The organism is Stenotrophomonas sp. GD03777 (assembly GCF_029842485.1).
In the GTDB taxonomy this organism is placed as follows: domain Bacteria; phylum Pseudomonadota; class Gammaproteobacteria; order Xanthomonadales; family Xanthomonadaceae; genus Stenotrophomonas; species Stenotrophomonas sepilia.
Genome location: NZ_JAOCGL010000077.1, coordinates 1 through 20536 on the forward strand (window position 1 = coordinate 1; position 20536 = coordinate 20536).

At 67.7% G+C, this 20536-nt stretch carries 23 protein-coding genes; 9 read left to right on the plus strand and 14 right to left on the minus strand.

What is annotated here, in order from left to right:
• Positions 1 to 92: 92 nt before the first annotated feature.
• Both N5E02_RS15110 and N5E02_RS15115 read right to left on the minus strand, forming a co-directional pair.
• Entirely contained in the window at positions 93 to 686 is a 594-nt protein-coding gene (locus N5E02_RS15110; protein WP_005418176.1) for a mechanosensitive ion channel family protein, read from the minus strand.
• Between the two features lie 35 nt (positions 687 to 721).
• Entirely contained in the window at positions 722 to 901 is a 180-nt protein-coding gene (locus N5E02_RS15115; protein ID WP_049415771.1) for a hypothetical protein, read from the minus strand.
• 126 nt (positions 902 to 1027) lie between these two features.
• Here N5E02_RS15115 and N5E02_RS15120 point away from each other — a divergent pair, with 126 nt between their 5' ends.
• The 3 genes from N5E02_RS15120 to N5E02_RS15130 are packed head-to-tail and all read left to right on the plus strand — an operon-like array spanning position 1028 to position 3028.
• A complete protein-coding gene (locus tag N5E02_RS15120) occupies positions 1028 to 1606 on the plus strand; it encodes a sigma-70 family RNA polymerase sigma factor (protein WP_005418173.1) in 579 nt (192 codons plus the stop codon).
• Entirely contained in the window at positions 1603 to 2136 is a 534-nt protein-coding gene (locus N5E02_RS15125) for a hypothetical protein (RefSeq protein WP_279946440.1), read from the plus strand. The genes N5E02_RS15120 and N5E02_RS15125 overlap by 4 nt, the downstream gene beginning before the upstream one ends.
• A gap of 10 nt (positions 2137 to 2146) precedes the next feature.
• The gene (locus N5E02_RS15130) at positions 2147 to 3028 is read left to right on the plus strand and encodes a DUF4097 family beta strand repeat-containing protein (RefSeq protein ID WP_188239335.1); all 882 of its coding nucleotides are present in this window, start codon (positions 2147 to 2149) and stop codon (positions 3026 to 3028) included.
• Between the two features lie 49 nt (positions 3029 to 3077).
• Here the strand turns inward: N5E02_RS15130 and N5E02_RS15135 are convergent, their stop codons facing one another.
• The 3 genes from N5E02_RS15135 to N5E02_RS15145 all read right to left on the minus strand — a co-directional run bounded on the left by N5E02_RS15135 (position 3078) and on the right by N5E02_RS15145 (position 5156).
• A complete protein-coding gene (locus tag N5E02_RS15135; protein WP_005410566.1) occupies positions 3078 to 3260 on the minus strand; it encodes a hypothetical protein in 183 nt (60 codons plus the stop codon).
• An 11-nt stretch (positions 3261 to 3271) separates the two neighbouring features.
• A complete protein-coding gene (locus tag N5E02_RS15140; protein ID WP_080104338.1) occupies positions 3272 to 3565 on the minus strand; it encodes a YkgJ family cysteine cluster protein in 294 nt (97 codons plus the stop codon).
• 229 nt (positions 3566 to 3794) lie between these two features.
• Positions 3795 to 5156, minus strand: a complete 1362-nt coding sequence (locus N5E02_RS15145) for an Hsp70 family protein (RefSeq protein WP_279946441.1) — start codon at positions 5154 to 5156, stop codon at positions 3795 to 3797.
• Between the two features lie 179 nt (positions 5157 to 5335).
• On the opposite strand from N5E02_RS15145, the gene N5E02_RS15150 reads away from it, so the two are divergent.
• Complete coding sequence (locus tag N5E02_RS15150; protein WP_010482882.1) at positions 5336 to 5671, plus strand: zinc ribbon domain-containing protein YjdM; 336 nt, start codon at positions 5336 to 5338, stop codon at positions 5669 to 5671.
• 7 nt (positions 5672 to 5678) lie between these two features.
• Here the strand turns inward: N5E02_RS15150 and N5E02_RS15155 are convergent, their stop codons facing one another.
• A complete protein-coding gene (locus tag N5E02_RS15155; RefSeq protein WP_279946442.1) occupies positions 5679 to 6830 on the minus strand; it encodes a transglutaminase domain-containing protein in 1152 nt (383 codons plus the stop codon).
• A gap of 229 nt (positions 6831 to 7059) precedes the next feature.
• Between N5E02_RS15155 and N5E02_RS15160 the strand changes: the two genes are divergently transcribed.
• From N5E02_RS15160 to N5E02_RS15175, 4 genes are all read left to right on the plus strand, one after another.
• A complete protein-coding gene (locus N5E02_RS15160; protein ID WP_065179250.1) occupies positions 7060 to 7662 on the plus strand; it encodes a hypothetical protein in 603 nt (200 codons plus the stop codon).
• Between the two features lie 49 nt (positions 7663 to 7711).
• On the plus strand, positions 7712 to 7885 hold the full coding sequence (locus N5E02_RS15165; protein WP_049415754.1) for an oxidoreductase-like domain-containing protein: 174 nt from the start codon (positions 7712 to 7714) through the stop codon (positions 7883 to 7885).
• On the plus strand, positions 7882 to 8499 hold the full coding sequence (locus N5E02_RS15170; protein WP_005418159.1) for a DUF998 domain-containing protein: 618 nt from the start codon (positions 7882 to 7884) through the stop codon (positions 8497 to 8499). Before N5E02_RS15165 ends, N5E02_RS15170 begins: the two co-directional genes overlap by 4 nt.
• Before the next feature lie 78 nt (positions 8500 to 8577).
• Positions 8578 to 9924: an AcvB/VirJ family lysyl-phosphatidylglycerol hydrolase gene (locus N5E02_RS15175; protein WP_069139619.1), complete on the plus strand. Its 1347-nt coding sequence runs from the start codon at positions 8578 to 8580 to the stop codon at positions 9922 to 9924.
• A 71-nt stretch (positions 9925 to 9995) separates the two neighbouring features.
• Here N5E02_RS15175 and mprF read toward each other — a convergent pair whose 3' ends face one another.
• Positions 9996 to 12560, minus strand: a complete 2565-nt coding sequence (mprF, locus tag N5E02_RS15180; RefSeq protein ID WP_005418156.1) for a bifunctional lysylphosphatidylglycerol flippase/synthetase MprF — start codon at positions 12558 to 12560, stop codon at positions 9996 to 9998.
• A gap of 193 nt (positions 12561 to 12753) precedes the next feature.
• Here mprF and N5E02_RS15185 point away from each other — a divergent pair, with 193 nt between their 5' ends.
• A complete protein-coding gene (locus N5E02_RS15185) occupies positions 12754 to 13101 on the plus strand; it encodes a RidA family protein (RefSeq protein WP_005418155.1) in 348 nt (115 codons plus the stop codon).
• Between the two features lie 50 nt (positions 13102 to 13151).
• Here the strand turns inward: N5E02_RS15185 and rnfB are convergent, their stop codons facing one another.
• From rnfB to N5E02_RS15220, 7 genes are all read right to left on the minus strand, one after another.
• Positions 13152 to 13565, minus strand: coding sequence for an Rnf electron transport complex subunit RnfB (rnfB, locus tag N5E02_RS15190; protein WP_005418154.1), 414 nt, complete (start codon positions 13563 to 13565; stop codon positions 13152 to 13154).
• A 24-nt stretch (positions 13566 to 13589) separates the two neighbouring features.
• Positions 13590 to 14180, minus strand: a complete 591-nt coding sequence (locus N5E02_RS15195) for an HAD-IB family hydrolase (protein WP_279946446.1) — start codon at positions 14178 to 14180, stop codon at positions 13590 to 13592.
• A gap of 78 nt (positions 14181 to 14258) precedes the next feature.
• Positions 14259 to 16325 carry a methionine--tRNA ligase gene (gene metG, locus N5E02_RS15200; RefSeq protein WP_279946443.1) on the minus strand — a complete coding sequence of 689 codons (2067 nt, stop codon included), beginning with the start codon at positions 16323 to 16325 and terminating at the stop codon, positions 14259 to 14261.
• A 99-nt stretch (positions 16326 to 16424) separates the two neighbouring features.
• Positions 16425 to 16868, minus strand: coding sequence for a DUF2147 domain-containing protein (locus tag N5E02_RS15205; protein ID WP_065179246.1), 444 nt, complete (start codon positions 16866 to 16868; stop codon positions 16425 to 16427).
• 495 nt (positions 16869 to 17363) lie between these two features.
• The gene (locus tag N5E02_RS15210; RefSeq protein ID WP_053498965.1) at positions 17364 to 17768 is read right to left on the minus strand and encodes a VOC family protein; all 405 of its coding nucleotides are present in this window, start codon (positions 17766 to 17768) and stop codon (positions 17364 to 17366) included.
• Positions 17765 to 18835 (minus strand): serine hydrolase, encoded by a 1071-nt coding sequence (locus tag N5E02_RS15215; protein WP_279946444.1) that lies wholly within the window; start codon positions 18833 to 18835, stop codon positions 17765 to 17767. Before N5E02_RS15215 ends, N5E02_RS15210 begins: the two co-directional genes overlap by 4 nt.
• Before the next feature lie 16 nt (positions 18836 to 18851).
• Positions 18852 to 20536 (minus strand): DUF885 family protein (locus N5E02_RS15220; RefSeq protein ID WP_279946445.1); only part of this gene is annotated, 1685 nt, incomplete at its 5' end.

The window sequence follows — 20536 nt, forward strand, 5'->3', positions numbered from 1 at the left end:
CCGCCCCGCCATCCCACGGAATGCCGCTCTTGATCTTGCTTCGGCTTCGGCCTCTGCAGGTGCAGGGCGCAGCCCTGCCGAAAACCCCACCCTCAGCCGTCGCCCTGGATGCCGCCGGGGGCCTGCGCCGGGTCGCGCCAGCGGCGCACCGTGCGCTGGAAAAACAGGTTGTTCGGCAGCTGCAGCACCGTACCCTCATGGCCGTCGCCGGTTTCCTGCAGCGTGGTGTAGATCAGGTTCACGTCGATCACCCGCCCCTTCAGTCCCGGCTTCTCGCCGTTCTCCAGCACTTCGATGTAGTCATGCAGGCGGAACGGGCGAGTGGTGAAGATCAGCAACGTGCAGAAGATGTTGGAGAGCACGCTCCAGGCCGCGAAGAAGGCCACTGCGCCCACGGCCGCGAAGCCGGTGAACGCGGTCCACAGCACTGAAGGCTTCGCGCCGAGCAGGCTGAGGATATACAGCAGGGCGCTGAAATAGACCACGAAACTGGTGATCCGGCGCGCGCCCATCACCATTTCAGGTGGCAGCGTGTAGTGCTCGGCAAAGCGCCGGATCAGGCGACGGGCCAGTACCCGCAGCAGCCAGGCGACCAGCAGCACCAGCACGATCTGCAGGGCCACGCCCGCGTAGTTCAGCCATGGGTGGCTCCAGGCCGGCAGGTGATCCTTCAGCGACAACATCATGGGGGCGAAAACAGGTGGCGGGAACGGCCTCGATGTTACCCGGCGCGTGCCGGGGTTTCGACCATCGGCGACCACGCCAGGCAGACCAGCTCCTGTCGATGCTGCTGCAGGCAGGCGCGGCCGTTGTCGGGGCACAACCGCAAGGACAGGCCCGATGCCTGCAGCACGACGCAAGCGACGATTACCAGCAGGGCGGCGCAGGACGGGCTGGACATGGCGGAACTCCCTGGAGGTGTTTTCTCGAATGACCTTCCATGGATGCAGCCATCGTCGAAAAGGTTGCATGGCCTTGATCGGCGATCGGCTCTAAACCTTTTTCCGGGTCGCCGCATCCAAGCGATATGCTCGACACCACCATGCCAGCGCCGCCTGCCGCCCACGCCCCTGTCGACGAACCCGCCCTGGTGCGGGCGGCCGCCGCCGGTGACACTGCGGCCTACGAACTGCTGTACCGGCGCCATGCGCCGCGCGTGTTCGCTGTACTGTGGCGCCTGTGCGGGGGCCAGCAGGCGCGTGCCGAGGATGCCCTGCAGGAAGCGTTCCTGCAGGCATGGAAGGCGCTGCCGGGGTTCCGGTTCGAAAGCAGCCTGTCGACCTGGTTGCACCGGTTGGGCGTCAACGCTGCACTGATGGAACTGCGCGGGCGCGCCGCCGGGCAGGACCACGACAGTCTGGAGGAGGTCGACGGCGGCCTGCAGGAGCTGGCGGTGCACGACCGTTGTGCCGGTACCGAGCGCGACCTGGAGCGCGCACTCGCGACGCTGCCTCCGAGGGCGCGTGCGGTACTGGTACTGCACGACATCGAAGGCTGGAAGCACCAGGAAATCGCCGAGCAGCTGCAGATGGCCGTCGGCAGTTCAAAGGCACAGCTGCATCGTGCGCGCGGCCTGCTGCGCGCACGGCTGGGAGACATGACATGAGTACACACGAACACGATTCCGATCACGATCTGCTGGCCCGGCTGCGCGCGTTGCCCAGCGAGCGAGATGTTCCCGCCGATGGCTGGGCGCGCCTGTCCGCCCGGCTGCCGCCGCGTGAATCGCAGGCAGCGCCCGCGCCAACGGACAACGTGGTGGTCCTGCCGGTGCGTTCGCGGCGCCGCTGGTGGTTGCCGGCCGGCGCTGCCCTGGCTGCCAGCTTGGCACTGTATGCGGTGGCGCCGTGGCGGCATGCGCAGCCGGATACGCCGGCGCCGTCCGCCCTGCAGCTGCAGGCCGCGGCGATGACCGAGCAATATCAGCAGGCCGTCGCTTCGCTGCCCGATGGACGGGCGCCGGAATGGCAGCCGGCCCTGCACGAACTGGATGAAAGCGCGGCGCAGATCCGTGCCGCCCTGGCGCAGGACCCGCGTGCGCCTCACCTGCTTGGCCAGCTCAAGCGCACCTATGCGCTGCGGCTGGAACTGACCCGGCAGGCGGCCTATGCCGCCGAGTACGGCCTGACGACCTGAGGAGACCCCCATGACCCGAACCCTGATTTCCTGCTGTGTCGCACTGCTGCTGTCCCCTGCCGTGGCGCTGGCCGACACCCGCATCGACGAGCGCCACACCTTGGCTGCGGGCGGTCGCATCGAACTGAGCAACGTGGCCGGCAAGGTGACCGTGCGTGGCTGGGACCGCAACGACGTGCAGCTTACCGGTACGCTCAGCGATGGCCTCCAGCTGCGCCAGGAGAAGAGTGCCAACCGCGTACGCTGGGAAATCGAGTATCCGCGTCGCAACAACAACGGTGGCGCGACGCTGGTGCTGAACGTGCCGCGTTCGGTGGAACTGCTGCTGAGCACGGTCAGTGCCAACCAGGACATCAGCGGCATCGATGTGCGTCGCCTGCAGGCCGACACGGTCAGCGGCAGCCTGAGCGCCTCCGGTCGCAGCGGCGACAGCAAGCTCAACACGGTCAGTGGCGGTGTCAGCGCGCGCCTGCAGACCCCGAAGCTGGATGTGAATACGGTCAGTGGCCGGATCGAGGCCGGCGGCGGCGTGTCAGGTGACATCGGTGCACAGACGGTATCCGGCCGGGTCGAGGTCGATGCCGGGCGGGTGCAGCGGTTGGCGGTGGAAACCGTATCGGGCAGCATCGATCTGTCGGCGGCCGGGCTGGCGCCGGGGGGCCGGATCAATGTCGAATCGGTGAGTGCGTCGGTCAACCTGCGCCTGCCACGCGCGGTTTCGGCGCAGCTGTCGGTGAACAGCTTCAGCGGGTCGATCAACAGCGATGCCGGCCAGGTGGAGCGGCCGCGCTACGGCCCCGGCAGCCATCTTGATACGCGGCTGGGCAGCGGCGACGGTGATATCCGCATCCAGTCGCATTCGGGCAGTGTTCGGGTAAGCCTGGATCGCTGAGCGCGATCCGGCAGGCCGCGGCGGCAGCGCCGCCGCGGTCGGTACTGGGTCAGCTGGCTTTCTTCAGCGCCCAGGTGGTGCCGAGGACTTCGATCTTGCCACCGGCCTTGCGGAACGCTGCCAGGTCCGAAGCGATCGAATCGCTGCTGACCACGGTGCTGGCGGCCGCGCCCTTGCGTTCGCTGCGGATGCTGTTGCTGGCCTTCGCGGGGGTCTTTGCCTTGCGGGGCATGGTTGCTCCTGTCAGGTGGAAGGGGAGGAAAGCGCCCAGGCATCGGCCTGGCGCAGGTAGTCCTGCCGCTCACGGCGGCAGTCACTGCCGCCCATCGAGAACTGGCGGCAGATCGCCGGGCGCTGCGAATAGATCGTGCAGCGCAGGTGATAGGGATCGATCGCCGCACACCAGCCTTCCTCGTTGCGCGCCATCACGGCACGGCCGTGGGTGTCGCGTGACAGGAACTGGCCGGGCACGTGGTCGCCGGGCTGCAGCAACACGGGCAGCCGGCAACAGACCGCGTCACAACGGCGGCAGTCGATGGGTGCATGTGCTGCGTCAGGTTGTAAGGCCTCAGGGGCCTGGCGGGTGCCCAAAGCGGGTCTCGATGGCGGCTCCGGTGGTACGCGGACCATGAACGAGCCAGGAAGGCATGGCCGCTAGGCCCGCAGGGCGGGCCAGGCTGCACCGTGGACACACACCGGCGTGGCCGGTGGAAGGTGCAGCAGGGTTCTAGCCGACCAAGAGTAACTTAGATCGCGTAACGTTTTGTTAATCCTGGCTTGCTGCCGCCAAAGCAAGGCCCTGGACCACGCCCAGCGAGGGCTCGCCGTGGACCATGCGGGCGCCCGGGAAGGCCTCCGCAACGGCCTGGCGCAGATACCCGGCGCGGGACATGCCGCCGGTCAGGAACACCGCGTCCGGGTCGCCGCCGATGTCGCTGCGGACCTGGGCCAGCAGCTCCCGGAGCTGCTCCAGATAACCATGCGCGGCTGCGGCCAGGCCGTCGGCGCTGCTGTCGGCATGCAGTTCGCGGGCGATGTAGTCCAGCGTGCTGCGATGTTCGCTGGCGGCGCTGAGGGCGATCTTGGCGCGCTCGACGTCGCGGTACAGGCGGGCGGTATTGCCGGTGTCCTGCAGGGCCTGCAGGCGCGCGCCCCACGGATTGTCGACATGGTCATACTTGTGCTGGCGGAAGTCGCGCTGGCGGGTCATGTCCTGCACGGTGGCCGCTTCCACATAGTGATGGACGGGCACGCGGGTGATGCCGCGGCCGAACAGCGGCATGTAGCTGGACAGGCTCAGCGCCAAGTCGATGTCGGTACCGCCGCGGGCGATGCCCCAGGCGCGGTGGATGCGCGGGGCGTCGTCGCCGCCGACTTCGGCGTGGGCGATATCGGTGGTACCGCCGCCGATGTCGACGATCACGGCCTGGTGCCGTTCGCGGCTTTCTGCGTGATAGTGCATGGCCGCCGCGGCCGGTTCCTCGAGGAAATCGATCTGGTCGAAACCGGCCTGGCTGGCGGCTTCGCGCAGGATGTCCAGCGCCTGGTCATTGCCGGCCGCACCGATCGAGCTGCGGAACTGCACCGGACGCCCAAGCAGGGCCGCTCGCAGCGGCTGGCCGAGCTGGGCGCTGGCGGTCAGGCGGATGTGTTCGAGGATGTGCGCGGCGATGCCGGTGATGGTCTGCTTGGCGCGTGGGTGCAGGTTGTAGCCGAGCATCGATTTCGGGCTCTGCACCAGGTTGCCTTCGTGTTCCTCGAAATAGGCTTCCAGCGCTTCGTCACCGTAGACCGCATTCTGCAGCAGGTCGCTGGCACTGCGTTCCTTGCCGGCACGGGCTTCCATCCATTCCCGGCGCAGCGCGCGCAGGGCTTCGCGGCGCAGCGCCTGCGGCGTGCGTTCCTGGCCGGCAGCGCGGGCCGCACGCGCAGCGCTGTCGATCATCTGCTGCAGCTGGTGCTCCTGGCCGTCATCGAGCTGGAAGTCATCCGGGTCGGGCACCACGCCGGGGAAGTACACGCTGGTACGGAACTGCTCGGCGTCGCCGAAGCGGATCGGCAGCAGTTTTCCTTCATGCACGATGGCGGCGGCGGAGTTGCTGGTACCGAAGTCGATGCCGAGGCGCATGGGGAGTTCCGGGGGCGATCAGGGGCCGCGCACTCTGCTGCAGTTCGCCGCTGACTGCAAGGTCCCGCGGTTTCCTGTTCCGGGCCGGGTCAAGGAGGTCGCGGCGTACTGCCCGGAAAATGCCGGGGGAGCCGGGCGGTTACAATGGCAGCTGTTGATTCACTTTGAGGTACTTGCTGATGTCTTCTGCCCCTGCCTGCCCGCAGTGCACCCTGGAAAACACCTACGCCGATGGCGCGCTGTGGATCTGCGCCGACTGCGGCTTCGAATGGACCGCCGAGGAAAGTGCCGGTTCGACCCTGGTCGTGCGTGACAGCAACGGCAATACCCTGCAGGCCGGTGACACCGTCACCGTGATCAAGGACCTGAAGGTGAAGGGCTCCTCGATCCCGCTCAAGCAGGGCACCGTGATCCGCAACATCCGTTTGGTGGAGGACGATGCCGAGCACATCGAAGGCAATTCGGACAAGATCAAGGGCCTGGTCCTGAAGACCTGCTTCCTCAAGAAGGCCTGACCGGCCTTCAGCGCCGGGCCTGCTGCTGTGCGCGCCAGCGGGCCAGGCTGTCCAGCTTGGCCTGGTAGCGCGCCTGCTGCGGCGCCCCGCCCAGTTTCTGTGCACGCAGCAGCTCACGATCGGCGTGCTTGAGCTGGCCCGCCAGGAAATAGACCCGCGCCAGACCGAAGTGGAACTGGTGCGCGGTGTCGTACAGGCGCACGGCCTGCCGGTAATAGCGGATCGCCTGCTGCAGTTGCCCGGCGCGTTCGGCCTCGGCACCGAGCATGTACTGCGCGAATGGGTCTTCGCGCTGCACCGATTGCAACCGCTGCTCCAGCGCCTGGGCCTGCGCAATCATGCCGAGCTTGCGGTAGAGGGCGCTGGCGTTGGTGAGTGCAGCATCCTGGCGGCCGTCCAGTCGCAGCGCCCTTTCCAGAGCCCGGCGTGCAGCGGCGGTATCGCCCGTGCGGTTTTCCAGCACGCCCAGGTTGTTCCAGGTGGCAGCGAAGCTGCCGTCCTGCGCCAGCGCGGTATCGAAGAAGGTACGTGCGCCTGCCAGGTCGCCGCTGGCCATGCGTTCGGCACCGCGATTGTTGTAGAAGTGCGCCAACGCCCGCGCCTGGCTGATCGGCAGCGGCCCGCGGCGGTCGTACAGCACATTGCGATCCAGATCGACGGTGGCGAAGCGGCCGGCAAAGCCGACCCCGGCATTGACGTGGCCTACGCTGTAGACCAGGCCTTGGGCATGGTCCTGGTACCACGACACCACCTGGCCAACTTCCTGCACGCGCGCCTGGATGCCGGCTTCGCGTGCCAGTGCGACGAACATCAGGGTGAAGGCCAGGCAGTTGGCGCGTCGCTGCTGCCAGATTTCGCTGACAGTAAGGGTCGCGTCGGCGTCGTACTGCAGGTCCATGCCATGGCGGTCGAAGATCATCTCCACCAGCGCCTGCAGGCGCTGCTCGCGCGAATAGCTGCGACGGGTCACCTGGGTGTGCAGCATATCGAGCATGGCCGGTGGAATCGCGAACACCTGCTGCGGTGTTGGAATCGTCGGCGCGGTGGTGCTGGCAGCGACCGCAGGGGCTTCGCTCGCGTCAGGGTTCAGTGCGATCGCGGAGGGTGCCGCCAATGCGGCCAATGCGAGCAGAACGGATCGGGCGGCAGGACGGTACATGACGGCTCCCGGCAGCGGCGGGCGCTCCCGCCTGAGGCGAGTGTAGACCTGTGCGCGCACCCCTGCAGTGACCGCTGGTCGGTCCGCGCGTTCATCCACAGCCGGTGTGGACCAGCGCTCGACAAAGCTGTGGACAACCGCGTTGGGGCCCCGTGCGGAGAGCGTTGTGAGGGTGTGGTGAAAAAATGGCCGGCTTGCCCGCTACCGGCGCAGGCGGGATGATCCGGTCATGGACTTCTCCCCGCTGACGCTCGCTCCGGCGCAGTGGCAGGCGCTGCAGGACAGCTATGCAACGCCACCACGTGCCTACCATCACTTCGGCCACGTGCGTGCGGTGCTGCAGCATTGCCAGGAGGTTGCCGACGGTCCAGGCTGGCAGCAGCCGGCCGAGGTCTACCTGGCCGCGCTCTACCACGATGCGATCTATGTGGCGGGGCGAAAGGACAACGAAGCGCGTTCGGCGCAGCTGGCCCTGCAGGCGATCGCACAGGCGCCGGAACTTGCCACGGTCGACGCGGCCCGGGTCGAGCAGCTGATTCTGCTGACTGCCCGCCATGGCGAGCTCGCCCCGGACGATGTCGATGCCGAGGCCGCGTTGTTCCTGGACTGCGACATGGCGATCCTGGCCGCGCCGGAGCCGGTGTTCAGCGCCTATGACCGCGGCGTGGCCGAAGAGTACAAGGGCGTGGTGCCAGGCTTCCTGTATCGCGCCGGCCGCCGCCGTTTCCTGCAGGGCCTGCTGCGTGCACCGCGCATCTTCCTCAGCGAATTCTTCCACCAGCGCCTCGACTCTGCCGCGCGCGACAACCTGCGCCGGCAGCTGGGCCGCTGAACCAGCCCGGTACACTGGGGCCCGTTTCCACCGATTGCCGCTTCCAACCGTGTCCGTCCCTGATCCCGATCCCCGTCCGCTGCCGCCGGAAGAGCCCGGTCCGAACGAATGTTGCGGCAGCGGTTGCCCGCTATGTGTGCTGGACCTGTATGCCGACGAGCTGCAGCGCTATCGCAAGGCGTTGGCCGAATGGCTGGCGCGGCACCCGGAGGCGTCCACATGAGCCGCGCGCGCCCAGCGGCACTGCTGGCGCTGGCGGCGCTGCTGCTGTTCGTGGCCACCGCGCTGTGGACCCAGTTCGCACGCACCGATCTGGACTGGGTGCGGGCCACGCTCAGCCTCTATCTGCACGGGCCGTGGGGGCTGGCATTGCGCGCGGCCTACTGCCTGCTGGCATTGGCGATCGCCCTGCTCGGCATCAGCCTCTACCGGGGCAGCGTCGGCCCGCGGCGCAGCGCGGCGGCGCCGCTGCTGTTCACTGTCTCGGCACTGGGCCTGGCCACGGTCGCCATCGGTGACAGCTGGCTGCCGGAAGCGACGCCGCTGCTGGCACCGTTCATCCACGGGCTGGCGGCCAACACGGCGTTCCTGTGTGCCAGCGTCGGCATGCTGCTGCAGGCCTGGTACCTGCGCCGCGAACCGGGTTGGCAGTCCGCCGCGAGCCTGCTCTGGGGCTGGGCCTGGCTGGCGTTCGTACTGTTGTGGCTGCATGTGTTGTGGCGCGCCGGTCCGCCGCGCGGGCTGGGCCAGAAGGTCGTGATCGTGGTGATCGTAGGCTGGCTGCTGTACCTGGCGCTGGCACTGTACCGGCGCAGTCGGCGTACCACGGCCGACTGAATCGCCAACGGCCTGCACCGGTACGTGCCGTGCACGCGGTGGCGGCGTATCGTGTGCGCATTCCATCGGGGATGCGATATGAAGCGTGCAGGGCTGGGCAGGGCAATGGGTGTGGTTCTGGCGCTGGCGGCGCTGCCGGCAATGGCGGCGGCCAACGTGCAGCAGTTCAGCCACGGGCGGTTCGAGCAGATTCCGGTGCACATGCCGGCAGGCACGCCGCAGCGGGTGGTGATCTGGTTCCACGAGCCCACCCCAGGGGGTGACACCAGCCGCCTGCCGATCGAAGCCCTGCGTGCCGACGGCGCCATCGTTGCCGCTGTGGACATCGCGCACCTGCGCGGGGTGCTCAAGCGCGAGGGTGATCCGACCTGCTCGTTCGGCGCCGGTGACGTCGAGAACTTCTCGCGCTGGCTGCAGGCGTCCCTGCATCTGCCCGGCTACCACCTGCCGCTGGTCGGCGGTGACGGCGAGGGTGCCGAGATGGCCTATTCGCTCGCGGCGCAGGCCGACACCCAGGTGTTTGCCGGCCTGCTGACCACCGGCTTCTGCCCGGACCACAACCATGAGCGCATGGTCTGCGGCGATGGTGTGAAGCACAACACGCTGCAGCCCGCCGAACTGAATTTTCCGTGGTTGAGTGCCGCTGGCGATCACGGCTGCAAGGTGGGCGAGGCCAGTCGGTTCGTTCAGCAGGTCGCTATGGCACGCGAATTCAAGCGAACCGCGCGCGGTGATGCCTCACCCGGTCTGGTGGCCGCGGCGCGGGTGATCGGCGCGCAGGCCGGGGTCAGTCTGGCACCGCCGCCGGCCGCGCTGAAAGGCCTGCCGGTGGTGGAAGTACCGGCGACCGGTAGCGGCGATACGCTGGCGGTATTCGTTTCCGGCGATGGTGGCTGGGCCGGCCTGGACAAGGACGTGGCGTCGTCGCTCAACGAGCACGGCGTGGCCGTGGTCGGCATCGACTCGTTGCGCTACTTCTGGAGCGAGCGCACGCCGAAGGGCTTCGCCGCTGACCTGCAGAAGATCATCGACCACTACCGCCAGCAGTGGCACCGCGACAAGGTGATGCTGATCGGTTTCTCGCAGGGCGCCGACGTGCTGCCGGCGACCATCAACCAGCTCGATGCCGATACCCGCGCAGCGCTGGATCGTATCGTGCTGCTGTCGGTAGGCAGGAAGGCCGACTTTGAATTCCACGTCAGCAACTGGCTGGGCGGTGGCGGCGATGGCCTGCCGATCGCACCGGAAGTGGCCAGGCTGCCGGCGGAAAGAACCCTGTGCGTATATGGCGACAAGGACGAGGACGCACTGTGCCCGGACCTGCCGGCCAATGACGGCGTGAAGCGGGTGAAGCTGCCGGGCGACCACCATTTCGGCGGTGACTATGATCGGCTGGCCGAGGTGATCCTCAAGGGCGGGGCGTAGCGTCAAGCCATGCCCGACCACTGTCGCCGCCGTGTCGACCAAGGTCGACACCTGCCGGGTGGCGCGGGTCGTCAGTTGCGCCGCGGGTCCAGAGAGATCAGGCGCGTGGCGTCCAGCAGCGCCGCCGGCAGGTGCATGCCGCCGGGCGCGGCGAGATAGCGCGGCCGCCATTGCGGATCGAACTTCGACTTGAAGCGGCGCAGGCCACTGAACCCGTAGAAACGTTCGCCATGCCGCGCCAGCAGGCCGGCCAGCCGGTTCCAGCGGCCAGCCAGACGATGCTGTGCCAGCCCGGAAAGCGGCGCCATGCCCAGCGAGAAACGTGCATAGCCCTGTGCGCGGCCCCACAGGAACAGCTCGATGAAGAGGAAGTCCATCGTGCCCTTCGGTGCTTCGCTGACGTGGCGCATCAGGTCCACCGACAGCTCGGCGCCGGCCGGTGCCTGCCACAGGTTGGCGAAGGCCACGATCTGGCCTTCGGCCTCGACCAGCGCCACCGGGAAGCGCACCAGGTAATCCGGGTCGTAGCTGCCGAGCGAGAAGCCCTTTTCGTCGCCGGCCTTGTCTTCCAGCCATGCGTTGGAGATCGCGTGCAGGCGCGGCAGCAGGCTGGGAATTTCCTCCACGGGCGCCACGCGGAAGGACAGGCCACCCCGCTTGCCCCGGTTCCAGGCCTGGCGCAGGTCGGCGCGCTCGCGCCCTTCCAGGCCGAAATCATGCAGCGGCACCATCGCTTCTTCGCCCAGCTTGACCAGCCCCAGGCCAAGGTCGAGATAGGTCTGCCAGTAAGTCTCGCCGACCTGGTAGAAGACGGGGCGCAGGCCGAGGCGGTCGGCTTCCTCGCGGAAGCGCCAGATCAATGCGCGGGCGACGTCCGGCGGGCCGACCGGGTCGCCCATCGCGATCAGCGAACCCCCATAGCGCTGCATCATCACGAAGCCGAGTTTCGCTTCATCGCGCAGCACTGCCTTGTCAGCGGTCAGCACCAGGCAGGCCTGGGTGTCGGTGGCACCGGCCAGGACCGGCGCCAGCGATTGCAGCGTCGCTTCATCGGCGGCGGGCAGCGGGCTACGCGTGCTGTGCAGCAGCCGCGCCAGGCCGAACATCACCAGCGCGATGGCCACCACCAGCAACGCGCGCAACGCGCGCGGTGCGTTGCCGGAGACCGCGAACTGCCACCACAGCTCGTTCTGGTATTCGACATGGCTGTAGGTGAAGAACAGCAGCCAGGTCACCGCCACCAGCACCAGCCCCAGGTTGCGCAGCCACGGCCACGACCAGGCTTCATCCAGCAGCGCACCCTGGCGGTAGAACTCGCGGCGCGCAGCCCACAGCGCCATCGCCACCAGCACCGCCGAGACGGCGATCAACGGTTGGCCACCGCGCAGCCACAGCGGCAGCGGGGTGACCACGCACACCGCCATCGCCAGCATCCACGCCGCGTGGCTGCGACGGGCCAGGCCCTGCCCGATCAGCAGCAGCGCGACACCACTGAGGCTGCCGATCAGGTGCGAGGTTTCCAGGATCGGCAGCGAGGCATTCACCAGGTGCCGGCGTGGCGTGGGCAGCGTGCCGTCGATGACCAGCGCGGCGCCGATGCTGAACACCGCCAGCGCGATGATCTGCGGCAACCATGGGCGCAGTGCGTTCCAGCCTGCGCGGGTTGCCCCGGCACTGGCCTGCAGCGGCTGGCGCAGCGCGGGCGCAAGGGCGAGCAACGTGGCCAGCACCAGCGGTAGTACGTAATAGGTCACGCGGTAGATCAACGCGGCCGCCAGCACCGCCGCCGGTGCCACCTGGGGCAACAGCTTCAACAGGCTCCATTCGAACACGCCCAGGCCGGCCGGCACGGTCGAGACCAGCCCGGCCAGTACCGCGACGAGGTACAGGCCGACGAAGCCGGGCAGGCCGGTGGGCGTCGAGTCCGGCAGCAGCACATAGAACGCGGCGCTGGCCAGCACCAGCTCGATCACGCTGAGCACGGTGACGCCGAGCATGGTGCGGCGGTCGGGTAGCCACAACGCATGGCCGAACACGCTGAACTGCCGTCCATCGCGACCGACCAGCAGCACGGTACCCAGATAGGCGAGCAGGGCGACGATGCCGACGATGCGCACGGCATCGGGATTCAGTGGCAATGCCAACGCCGCTGCCGCCGGTTCCATGCAGAGCGCCACGCTGATCAACAGCCACGCACCGAACACGAAACCGAGCGTGCTCATCAGCACCACCTGGCCGATCTGCGCCAGGTCCAGGCCGGCGCTGCGGTAGCCACGCAGGCGCACTGCGCCACCGGTCAACGCGGCAAAGCCCACCGTCTGGCCCAGCGTATGCGCAAGGAAGGCGGTAATGCCGATGCGTGCCGGATGCACGCGGATGCCGCTGCGGCGCAGGCCGATGGCATCGAAGCCGATCAGGCAGGCGTAGCTGGCCAGGCCGAGCATCACGGTGAGCGTGATCTGCAGGCCACTGAGCTGGCGGAACGCCTGGCGGATGGCGCGGTAGCCGTGCTCATCGAATTCACTGGCCAGGCCATGCAGGGCCAGCGAGAGGATCAGCAGGGGAACGACAATGGTGAGGACCCGCTTCCATGCCGGGGTGGAGGAAGCGGCGGCGGGGTTGGTGGCTGCGGTCATCGGCGCAAGGGTGCGTCAGGAGGGGCGAGTGCGGTGTCAACGCGGGGCGTGGCGCATCGTGCGCCTGTCGCCGCCATTTGACCAGCAGATGTGTCGGAGCCCGGTAGTGACGCGTCGCGCGGGGGACCCGTGCACCCACCGTTGACCGGATTGGAGGACAATGCGGGCCTGATCACCCGCAGGAGCCACGCCCATGATGGAGCGTTACGACGTCGGACCGCGCATGTCCGAAATGACCGTGTACAACAAGGTCGCCTACCTCTCCGGCCAGATTCCGGAAGACACCAGCCAGGACATCACCGGCCAGACCCGGCAGGTGCTGGCGGAGATCGACAAGCTGCTGGCGCTGGTCGCCAGTGATCGCCAGCACGTGCTGCGTGCGGAAGTGTTCCTGGCCGACATCGCCGACTTCGACGGCATGAACAAGGCGTGGGACGAGTGGGTGGTCGAGGGCGCGACTCCGGCCCGCGCAACCTTCGAAGCCAAGCTCGCCCACGCCGAGTGGAAGGTCGAGATCGTGGTGACGGCAGCGGTGCCGTAACTGCGGGATGGGGTCAGATCCCTTTCCTGCGGAAAGGGATCTGACCCCTGTTACAGGCGCACCAGCTCGATGCAATCCACCGGGCACGGGGGGATGCACAGCTCGCAGCCGGTGCACAGGTCGGCAATGACCGTGTGCATGTATTTGGCGCCGCCGACGATGGCGTCCACCGGGCAGGCCTGGATGCACTTGGTGCAGCCGATGCAGTCGGCTTCGACGATCAACGCCACCTGGGCCGCCTTGTGCTCGCCGCGCGAACGATCGAACGGAATCGCCGGTACGCCCAGCACCTGCGCCAACGCCCGTGCACCGGCGTCGCCACCCGGCGGGCAGCGGTCCACACCCGCCTCGCCACGTGCCATTGCCTGCGCATACGGGCGGCAGCCGTCATAGCCGCATTGCCCGCATTGGGTCTGCGGCAGCAGGCGGTCGAGGCGTTCGGTCAGGGGCGGGATCAGGCTCATGCGTGGCGAAGGCTGCGCGTTGGGTTATTTCAGGGGCTTGCCGCGGAACCAGCGCTCGTGGGCCAGCGCCAGCATCGGCTTGTCTTCGGAACTGTCACCGTAGGCATGGATGCGCACGTAGCGCGACAGATCGAACTGGCGGCGGATGTGCTCGGCCTTGCGCGGGCCGCAGTCGCCACCGGCGTAACGGCCGGTCAGGCGGCCGTCCTGGCTTTCCAGCCGGTTGCAGATCAGCTGCAGGCCCAGCTGCTCGCACCACGGCCGCAGGTACAGGTCCAGCGAGCCGGACACGATCACGACGGTGTGCTGCTGTTCCTTGTGCCAGCGGATCTGCTCCAGCATTTCCGGGCGCACCACGTCGGGCAGGAACTCGCGCGAGAAGCCTGCGGCCAGCGTGGCGATGTCATCGCTGTGGCGGTCACTGAAGGTCAGGCGGGTGACGCGGGCGCGGATGCGTTCGGCCGAGATCAGCTTCAGCCTGTACGCGACCAGCCACGGGCCGACTTTCCACCACGCCTGTGCCAGCTGTTCGGCGGTGGCCACGCGGCGCAGGAAGCGGCCATAGGTATCGCAGGTGGTCACGGTGTGGTCGAAGTCGAACAGCGCCAGTTCCATTGCGTTGCTTCCCATCGCGTTGCCTCCCGGGGCCGGAGCTGCCGGCGGGCGTGGCCGTAACCACGCCCGCTGCAGGCATCAGCGGACCGGCATGCCCGGCTGCGCGCCGCTGTCTACGTCCAGCAGCGCCAGTGCGCCACCGTCGAAGCCGGCCGACAGGATCATGCCTTCGCTCAGGCCGAAGCGCATCTTGCGCGGGGCCAGGTTGGCGATGAACACCACGCTGCGGCCCACCAGCTTCTCCGGTTCGCCGTAGCTGCCACGGATGCCGGAGAAGATCTGGCGCTTGCCCAGCTCGCCGGCGTCCAGTTCGAAGCGCAGCAGCTTGTCCGAACCTTCCACGAACTCGCAGACCAGCACCTTGCCGATGCGCAGGTCGAGCTTGGCGAAATCGTCGATGCCGATGTAGGCCGGCGCGTCGGCGCTCTTTGCTTCGTCCTTGGCCGGGGCCGGGGCGGCCGGCTTGGCAGCGGGGGCAGCGGCAGCCGCCGGCTGCAGGGTGTCCTTGGAGGCGTCGATCATGGCGTCAATCTTCTTCGGGTCAATACGGGTGAACAGCGGGGTGTACTCGGTGATGCGGTGTCCCAGCAGCGGTTGCGCCAGCTCGGTCCAGTCGTTCACCGGCGCGGCCAGGAAGGCCTCGGCCTGCGCGGCGGTGGCCGGCAGCACCGGCTTCAGGGCGGTGACCAGCACGCGGAACAGGTTCAGGCCCTGGCTGCACACGGCCTGCAGCTGCGCATCGGCGCCTTCCTGCTTGGCGATGACCCACGGCTTGACGTCGTCGATGTAGCGGTTGGCTTCGTCGGCCAGGGTCATGGTCAAGCGGATCGCCGCAGCCGGGTCGTTGCGCTCGTAGGCTTCACGGATCGGCGCCAGCCCATCGACGAAGCGCTGGTACTGCGCCGCGTCGGGCAGCTGCGCGGCCAGCTGGCCGTCGAAGCGCTTGCTGATGAAGCCGGCGCAGCGGCTGGCCAGATTGACGAACTTGCCGACCAGGTCGGCGTTGACGCGGGCGATGAAGTCGCCCAGGTTCAGGTCGAGATCGTCGACGCCACCGCCGGACTTGGCGGCGTAGTAGTAGCGCAGCGCTTCCGGCTCCAGGCCGGCATCGAGGAAGGTACGGGCCATCACGAAGGTGCCGCGCGACTTGCTCATCTTGGCGCCGTCCACGGTCAGGTAGCCGTTGACGTGCAGGCGGGTCGGCGCGCGGTGGCCGGTTCCGTGCAGTACCGCCGGCCAGAACAGGCCATGGAAGTTGACGATGTCCTTGCCGATGAAGTGGTGCAGTTCGGTGGCGGTGCCGGCACGCAGGTGCGCTTCGAAGTCCTCACCGATCCTGCCGCACAGGGTCTGGAAGCTGGACAAGTAGCCGATCGGTGCATCCAGCCAGACATAGAAGTACTTGCCCGGCTGGCCAGGAATCTGGAAGCCGAAGTACGGCGCATCACGCGAGATGTCCCACGCGCGCAGGCCACCTTCGGCATTGAGCCATTCACCCAGCTTGGCCTTCACGCCCGGCAGGGCGACATCGCCGGCCAGCCATTCGCGCAGGAACGCATCGAAGTGGCCCACCTCGAAGAAGAAGTGCTCCGAATCGCGCATTTCCGGCGTGGCACCGGAGATGACCGAACGCGGTTCCTTCAGGTCGGTCGGTGCGTAGGTCGCGCCGCAGACTTCGCAGTTGTCGCCGTACTGGTCGGGACTGCCGCAGTTCGGACAGATGCCCTTGACGTAGCGGTCGGGCAGGAACATGCCCTTGGCCGGGTCGTAGAACTGCGCGACCGAACGGCGGCTGATGTGGCCAGCCGCTTCCAGCTTCAGGTAGAACTGCTCGGTCAACGCCTTGTTGGCCGCCGAATTGGTCGAGTCGTAGTGGTCGAAGGCCACGCCGAAGGCGGCGAAGTCACGTTCGTGGCTGGCCTGGATGTTGGCGATGAAGGTTTCCGGGGTGACCCCGGCCTTTTCCGCGGCCAGCATGATCGGTGTGCCGTGGGTGTCATCGGCGCAGACGAACCAGGTCCTGCCGCCGCTCATTCGCCGCGCACGTACCCAGATGTCAGCCTGGATGTAGCCGACCAGGTGGCCCAGGTGCAGCGGGCCGTTGGCGTAGGGCAGGGCGGTGGTGACGAGCGCGGTACGGGTCATGGTCGCGGGTGGATCCGAGGGGAACCGCAGATTATCGCATGCCCGCAACGACGTGACCCGGCCGGGGCCGGGTCACGGGTTGACGGAGGTGCGGGGCGCTTATTCGCGCTGCCAGGTCTGCGCGCGGCAGATGAAGGCGATGCAGCCGGACACGTCCAGCCGGGTGCCGCCGGGCTGCAGTTCCATCTTCGACTTGTAGGTCTTGCCGTTGGCCGGGTCGAGGATGGTGCCGCCGGACCACTTGTTGGCGCCGTCGGCCTTCAGGTTCCAGAGGATGGTCATGCCCTTCACCGGCTTGTTCCTGTTGGCGCCTTCACAGCCGTCACAGACCGGGTTCGGGCCCTTGTCCGAGTGCAGGATGTCGACCACCTTGCCGGTCAGCGTGCCGTTGGGGGCCTGGGTGATCTCGACGATCGACTTCACCTTGCCGGTCTTGTCGTCGATGGTCTTCCAGCGGCCGGCGGCGCCGTCGGCGGCCTGCGCCGAGAGTGCGGCCAGGCACATCGGCAATGCCAGCAGCAGGGTCTTGAAGGTCTTGCGCATGGTCCCCTCCCAGGGTTCATTCCGGCACGGTGCCGGCATGGGTCGACTGTATACCCATTCGGCGGAGTATGGGGAAGGGGGGCGTTGCAGGGTTGCGCCCTGCACCCGCGGTAGTGCCGGCCGCTGGCCGGCAACCTCAACGGCGGGATTCCGTGGGATGGCGGGGCGGTGTGGGTGGGCAGGACACGCCGTAAACTCCGCTCCGCGGTCCGGCCCAGCCGCTGGCGGCTGGGCGTTCGGGCGCTTGCGAAGCAGTGCTTCGCAAGCAAAGCGCCCTCACCCTTGGGGGCTCGATGGCGCCATCCATGGCGCCAACGGTCCTGCCCACCCACACCGCCCCACCTCTGACAAATTCCTTCGGCTGTTGGTAGGTGTCGACCTTGGTCGACACGGTAGATCCACGCCATGCGTGGATGATGTTTCCGGTGGCGGCGATGGGTCGGCGATGGGGTCAGATCCCTTTTCCGTCGGAAAAGGGATCTGACCCCCGGGGCCTCAACCGACTTCGTACAGCTCCAGCGGCAGGCCATCCGGGTCGGCGAAGAAGGTGAAGCGGCGGCCGGTGTATTCGTCCACGCGGATCGGTTCGCAGTCCACGCCGTGGCTGGCCAGACGTTCGATGAACGGCTCCAGCGCAGCGACCCGGAACGCGAGGTGGCGCAGGCCCTGGGCCTCCGGGCGGCTGGGGCGGGGCGGTGGCGAGGGGAACGAGAACAGTTCCAGCTGGCTGCCGTCGGGCAGGGCCAGATCCAGCTTCCAGGAGTCTCGCGCGGCGCGGTGGTTCTCGGCCAGTACGCGCAGGCCGAGGATACGGACGTAGAAGTCTTTTGAACACGCATAATCGCTGCAGATCAGTGCCGCGTGGTGGATGCCCAGCAGGGCGTCGGAACCGGTGTTCATTGCAGGGTGTCCAGCCAGCGCTGGGCGATCTTCTGCGCCAGCGGGTACGGTTCGGGATCGTTGCGATTGGTCAGCACGATCACGGTCAAGTGCTTTTCCGGGTATCGAACGATCACATTTCGGAAGCCGATGCTTTCGCCGCTGTGCCATTGCACCGGGCCGTTCAGGCGCCATCCGAAGCCGTAGTGCGGCACATCCGGTTCGGATGTCGATGTGGCCGGGCTGAACATCGCGCGGCGCGAGGCCTTCGACAGCAGGCGGTCGTCGTACAGCGCCGCATCCCAGCGGGCGAGGTCGTCCAGCGAGGAGTAGATCCCGCCATCGCCGAGCACGGCACTGGTGGCGCTCTGGTCGGTGCGCTGCCAGCGGCCATCGATCCAGCTGTAGCCATAGGCGCGTGCGGCGATGGTATTGATGCCGTTCTGATGGGCCACGGTGTGGGCCATGCCTAGCGGGCGGAAGATGCGCTGTTGCAGGAAGGCTGCGAAATCCAGGCTGGAGGCGCGGCCGACGATCAGTGCCAGCAGCGCATAGCCGCTGTTGCTGTAGTGGTACTGCGTGCCCGGCGCGAAGTTCAGCCGGTCCTGGCGCGACAGCAGGGTCAGCACATCGGCGTCATGCACCTGCCGAGTGTCAGCCGGATCCATCAGGTCTTCGTAGTCGAGCAGGCCGCCGGTGTGCGAGAGCAGCTGGCGGATCGTGATGGCCGCCGCAGCCGGTGGCAGTTCGGGCAGCCACTGCCGGGCAGGTTGATCCAGCCCAAGCCGGCCATCCTCCACCAGCAGCAGCAACGCCGCAGCGGTGAACTGCTTGCTGACCGAGGCCAGCCGGAAGTTGCTGGCCGGGGTGACGGCGGTGCCGTCCTCCACCACCGCCAGGCCGTAGCCACGGCGGAACACCGCTTGCCCGTCGTGCAGCACCAGGACTGCAGCGCCGGGTACCTGGCCGTCGTAGGCCTGCATCAGCCCGTCGATGCCCGCATCCGGTGGTTTCAGCACCGGTGCGGCGATACCCGTTGAAGGCAGCAGGCCCAGCACGACGGCGAACAGGGCGACGGCAGGGCTCATGACGGCTCCGGAGGGGTCAAGGTGAAGGCGTGGCCGTAGTGCTGGCCGGCTGCACCATCCAGCGTTCCATCTTGCGGTCCAGCACGTCGAGCGGCATCGAGCCGTCCTTCAGCAGTTCGGCGTGGAAGCGGCGCAGGTCGAAGGCGGCGCCCTGGCGCGCCTTGGCCTTGTCGCGCAGGGCAACGATGGTGGTCAGGCCGGCGACGTTGGACAGTGCCTGGCCGGGCTGGGCCATGATCCGCTCCACCTCGGCACTGGCGTCGTCACTGCTCATGTCCACGGTCTTCTGCAGGTAGCTGACGGCCTGCTGCTTGCTCCAGCCCTGTGCGTGCACGCCGGTATCGGCCACCACGCGGGCGGCACGCAGCAGGCGCGAGTACAGGTAGCCGACGCGGTCGTAGGGATCGGTGTAGATGCCCAGGTCCTCGCCCAGCGTTTCGGCGTACAGGCCCCAGCCTTCGACGAAGGCGAGATCGCCACCGAGGCGGCGGAAGCGTGGCAGCTTGGCCAGCTCCTGCTGCAGGCCCAGCTGGACGTGGTGGCCCGGGATCCCTTCATGCAGGTACTGCACCGGCACGTTCCAGCGCTTGCGGCTGGGCAGGTCGCGGGCGTTGATGTACAGCACGCCCGGTTGCCCGGCCGCCGACGGCTGATAGGCGGCAGCGGCGGCGGTCAGTGCGCGCTCCGGCTCCACCGCACGGACCTCCAGCGGTGCCTTCGGCAAGGTATCCAGCACCTGCGGCAGGCGTACGCTGACCTGCTGCTGCACCTGGCGGTAGCGGTTGATCAGCGCGTTGGCATCGCCGTACTGGAACTGGCGGTCGTTGCGCATGCTGCGCAGCAGCTTGGTGGGAGAACCGCGCAGCTTGGCGTCCTTCATTACCGTGGCGATCTGCGCCTGCAGTTCCTGCACGCGCTGTTCGCCCAGCGCATGCAGTTGTGCGGCGGTCTGGTCGCTGGCGGTGGTCTGCACGATCAGGTTGGCGTACCAGGCCTGGCCATCGGGCAATGCGCCCAGGCCGCTGCTGGCGCGTGTGGCCGGCAGGTATTCGGTGGCGATGAAGCCGCGCAGGGCGCGGTAGGCCGGCATGATGCGCAGCTCGATCATGCGCTTGTATTCGGCGCTGATGCGCGCCTTGTCCTCAGCCGGGATGGTGTTCGGCATGGTGCGGATCGGCGACCAGAAAATGCTCTCCTCGGCGGTCGGCTTGATCACCGCATCCAGCTGCGGCAGCACTTTTTCCATCAGGTCGCGTGGTTGCACCACGCCGGCCTTCATGCCCTGGCGCATGTTGTCGATGGCCTGGTCGAACAGCTCGGGAATGCCCAGCGAACGGCGTGACCAGGTGTCGTAGTCCTGCACGGTGTTGAATGGCTGCGCGCCCGCACCGGAGCCGAGGATCGCCATGATGCTGCCGATGTTGTAGTACTGGCTGATCGGCATCATCCAGCTCGGGTAGCGCTCGGCGGCCAGCGATGCGCGCGCGTCGCGCACGAAGATCTCGTAGCTGAGCAGGTCCTGGCCCTGCAGGCCGTCACTGCCGAGCTTCTCGACCTTGCCCAGCCATTGCGTGGTGAAGTCGTGCGACTGTTGGCGCCAGGCGGCGGACAGGATGTTGGGCAGCTGGTCGTTGTAGCGGGCCTCGCCCTGGAAGGTCGCCTGCAGTGGATTCAACCGCATCGAGGCATCCCAGTATTCGT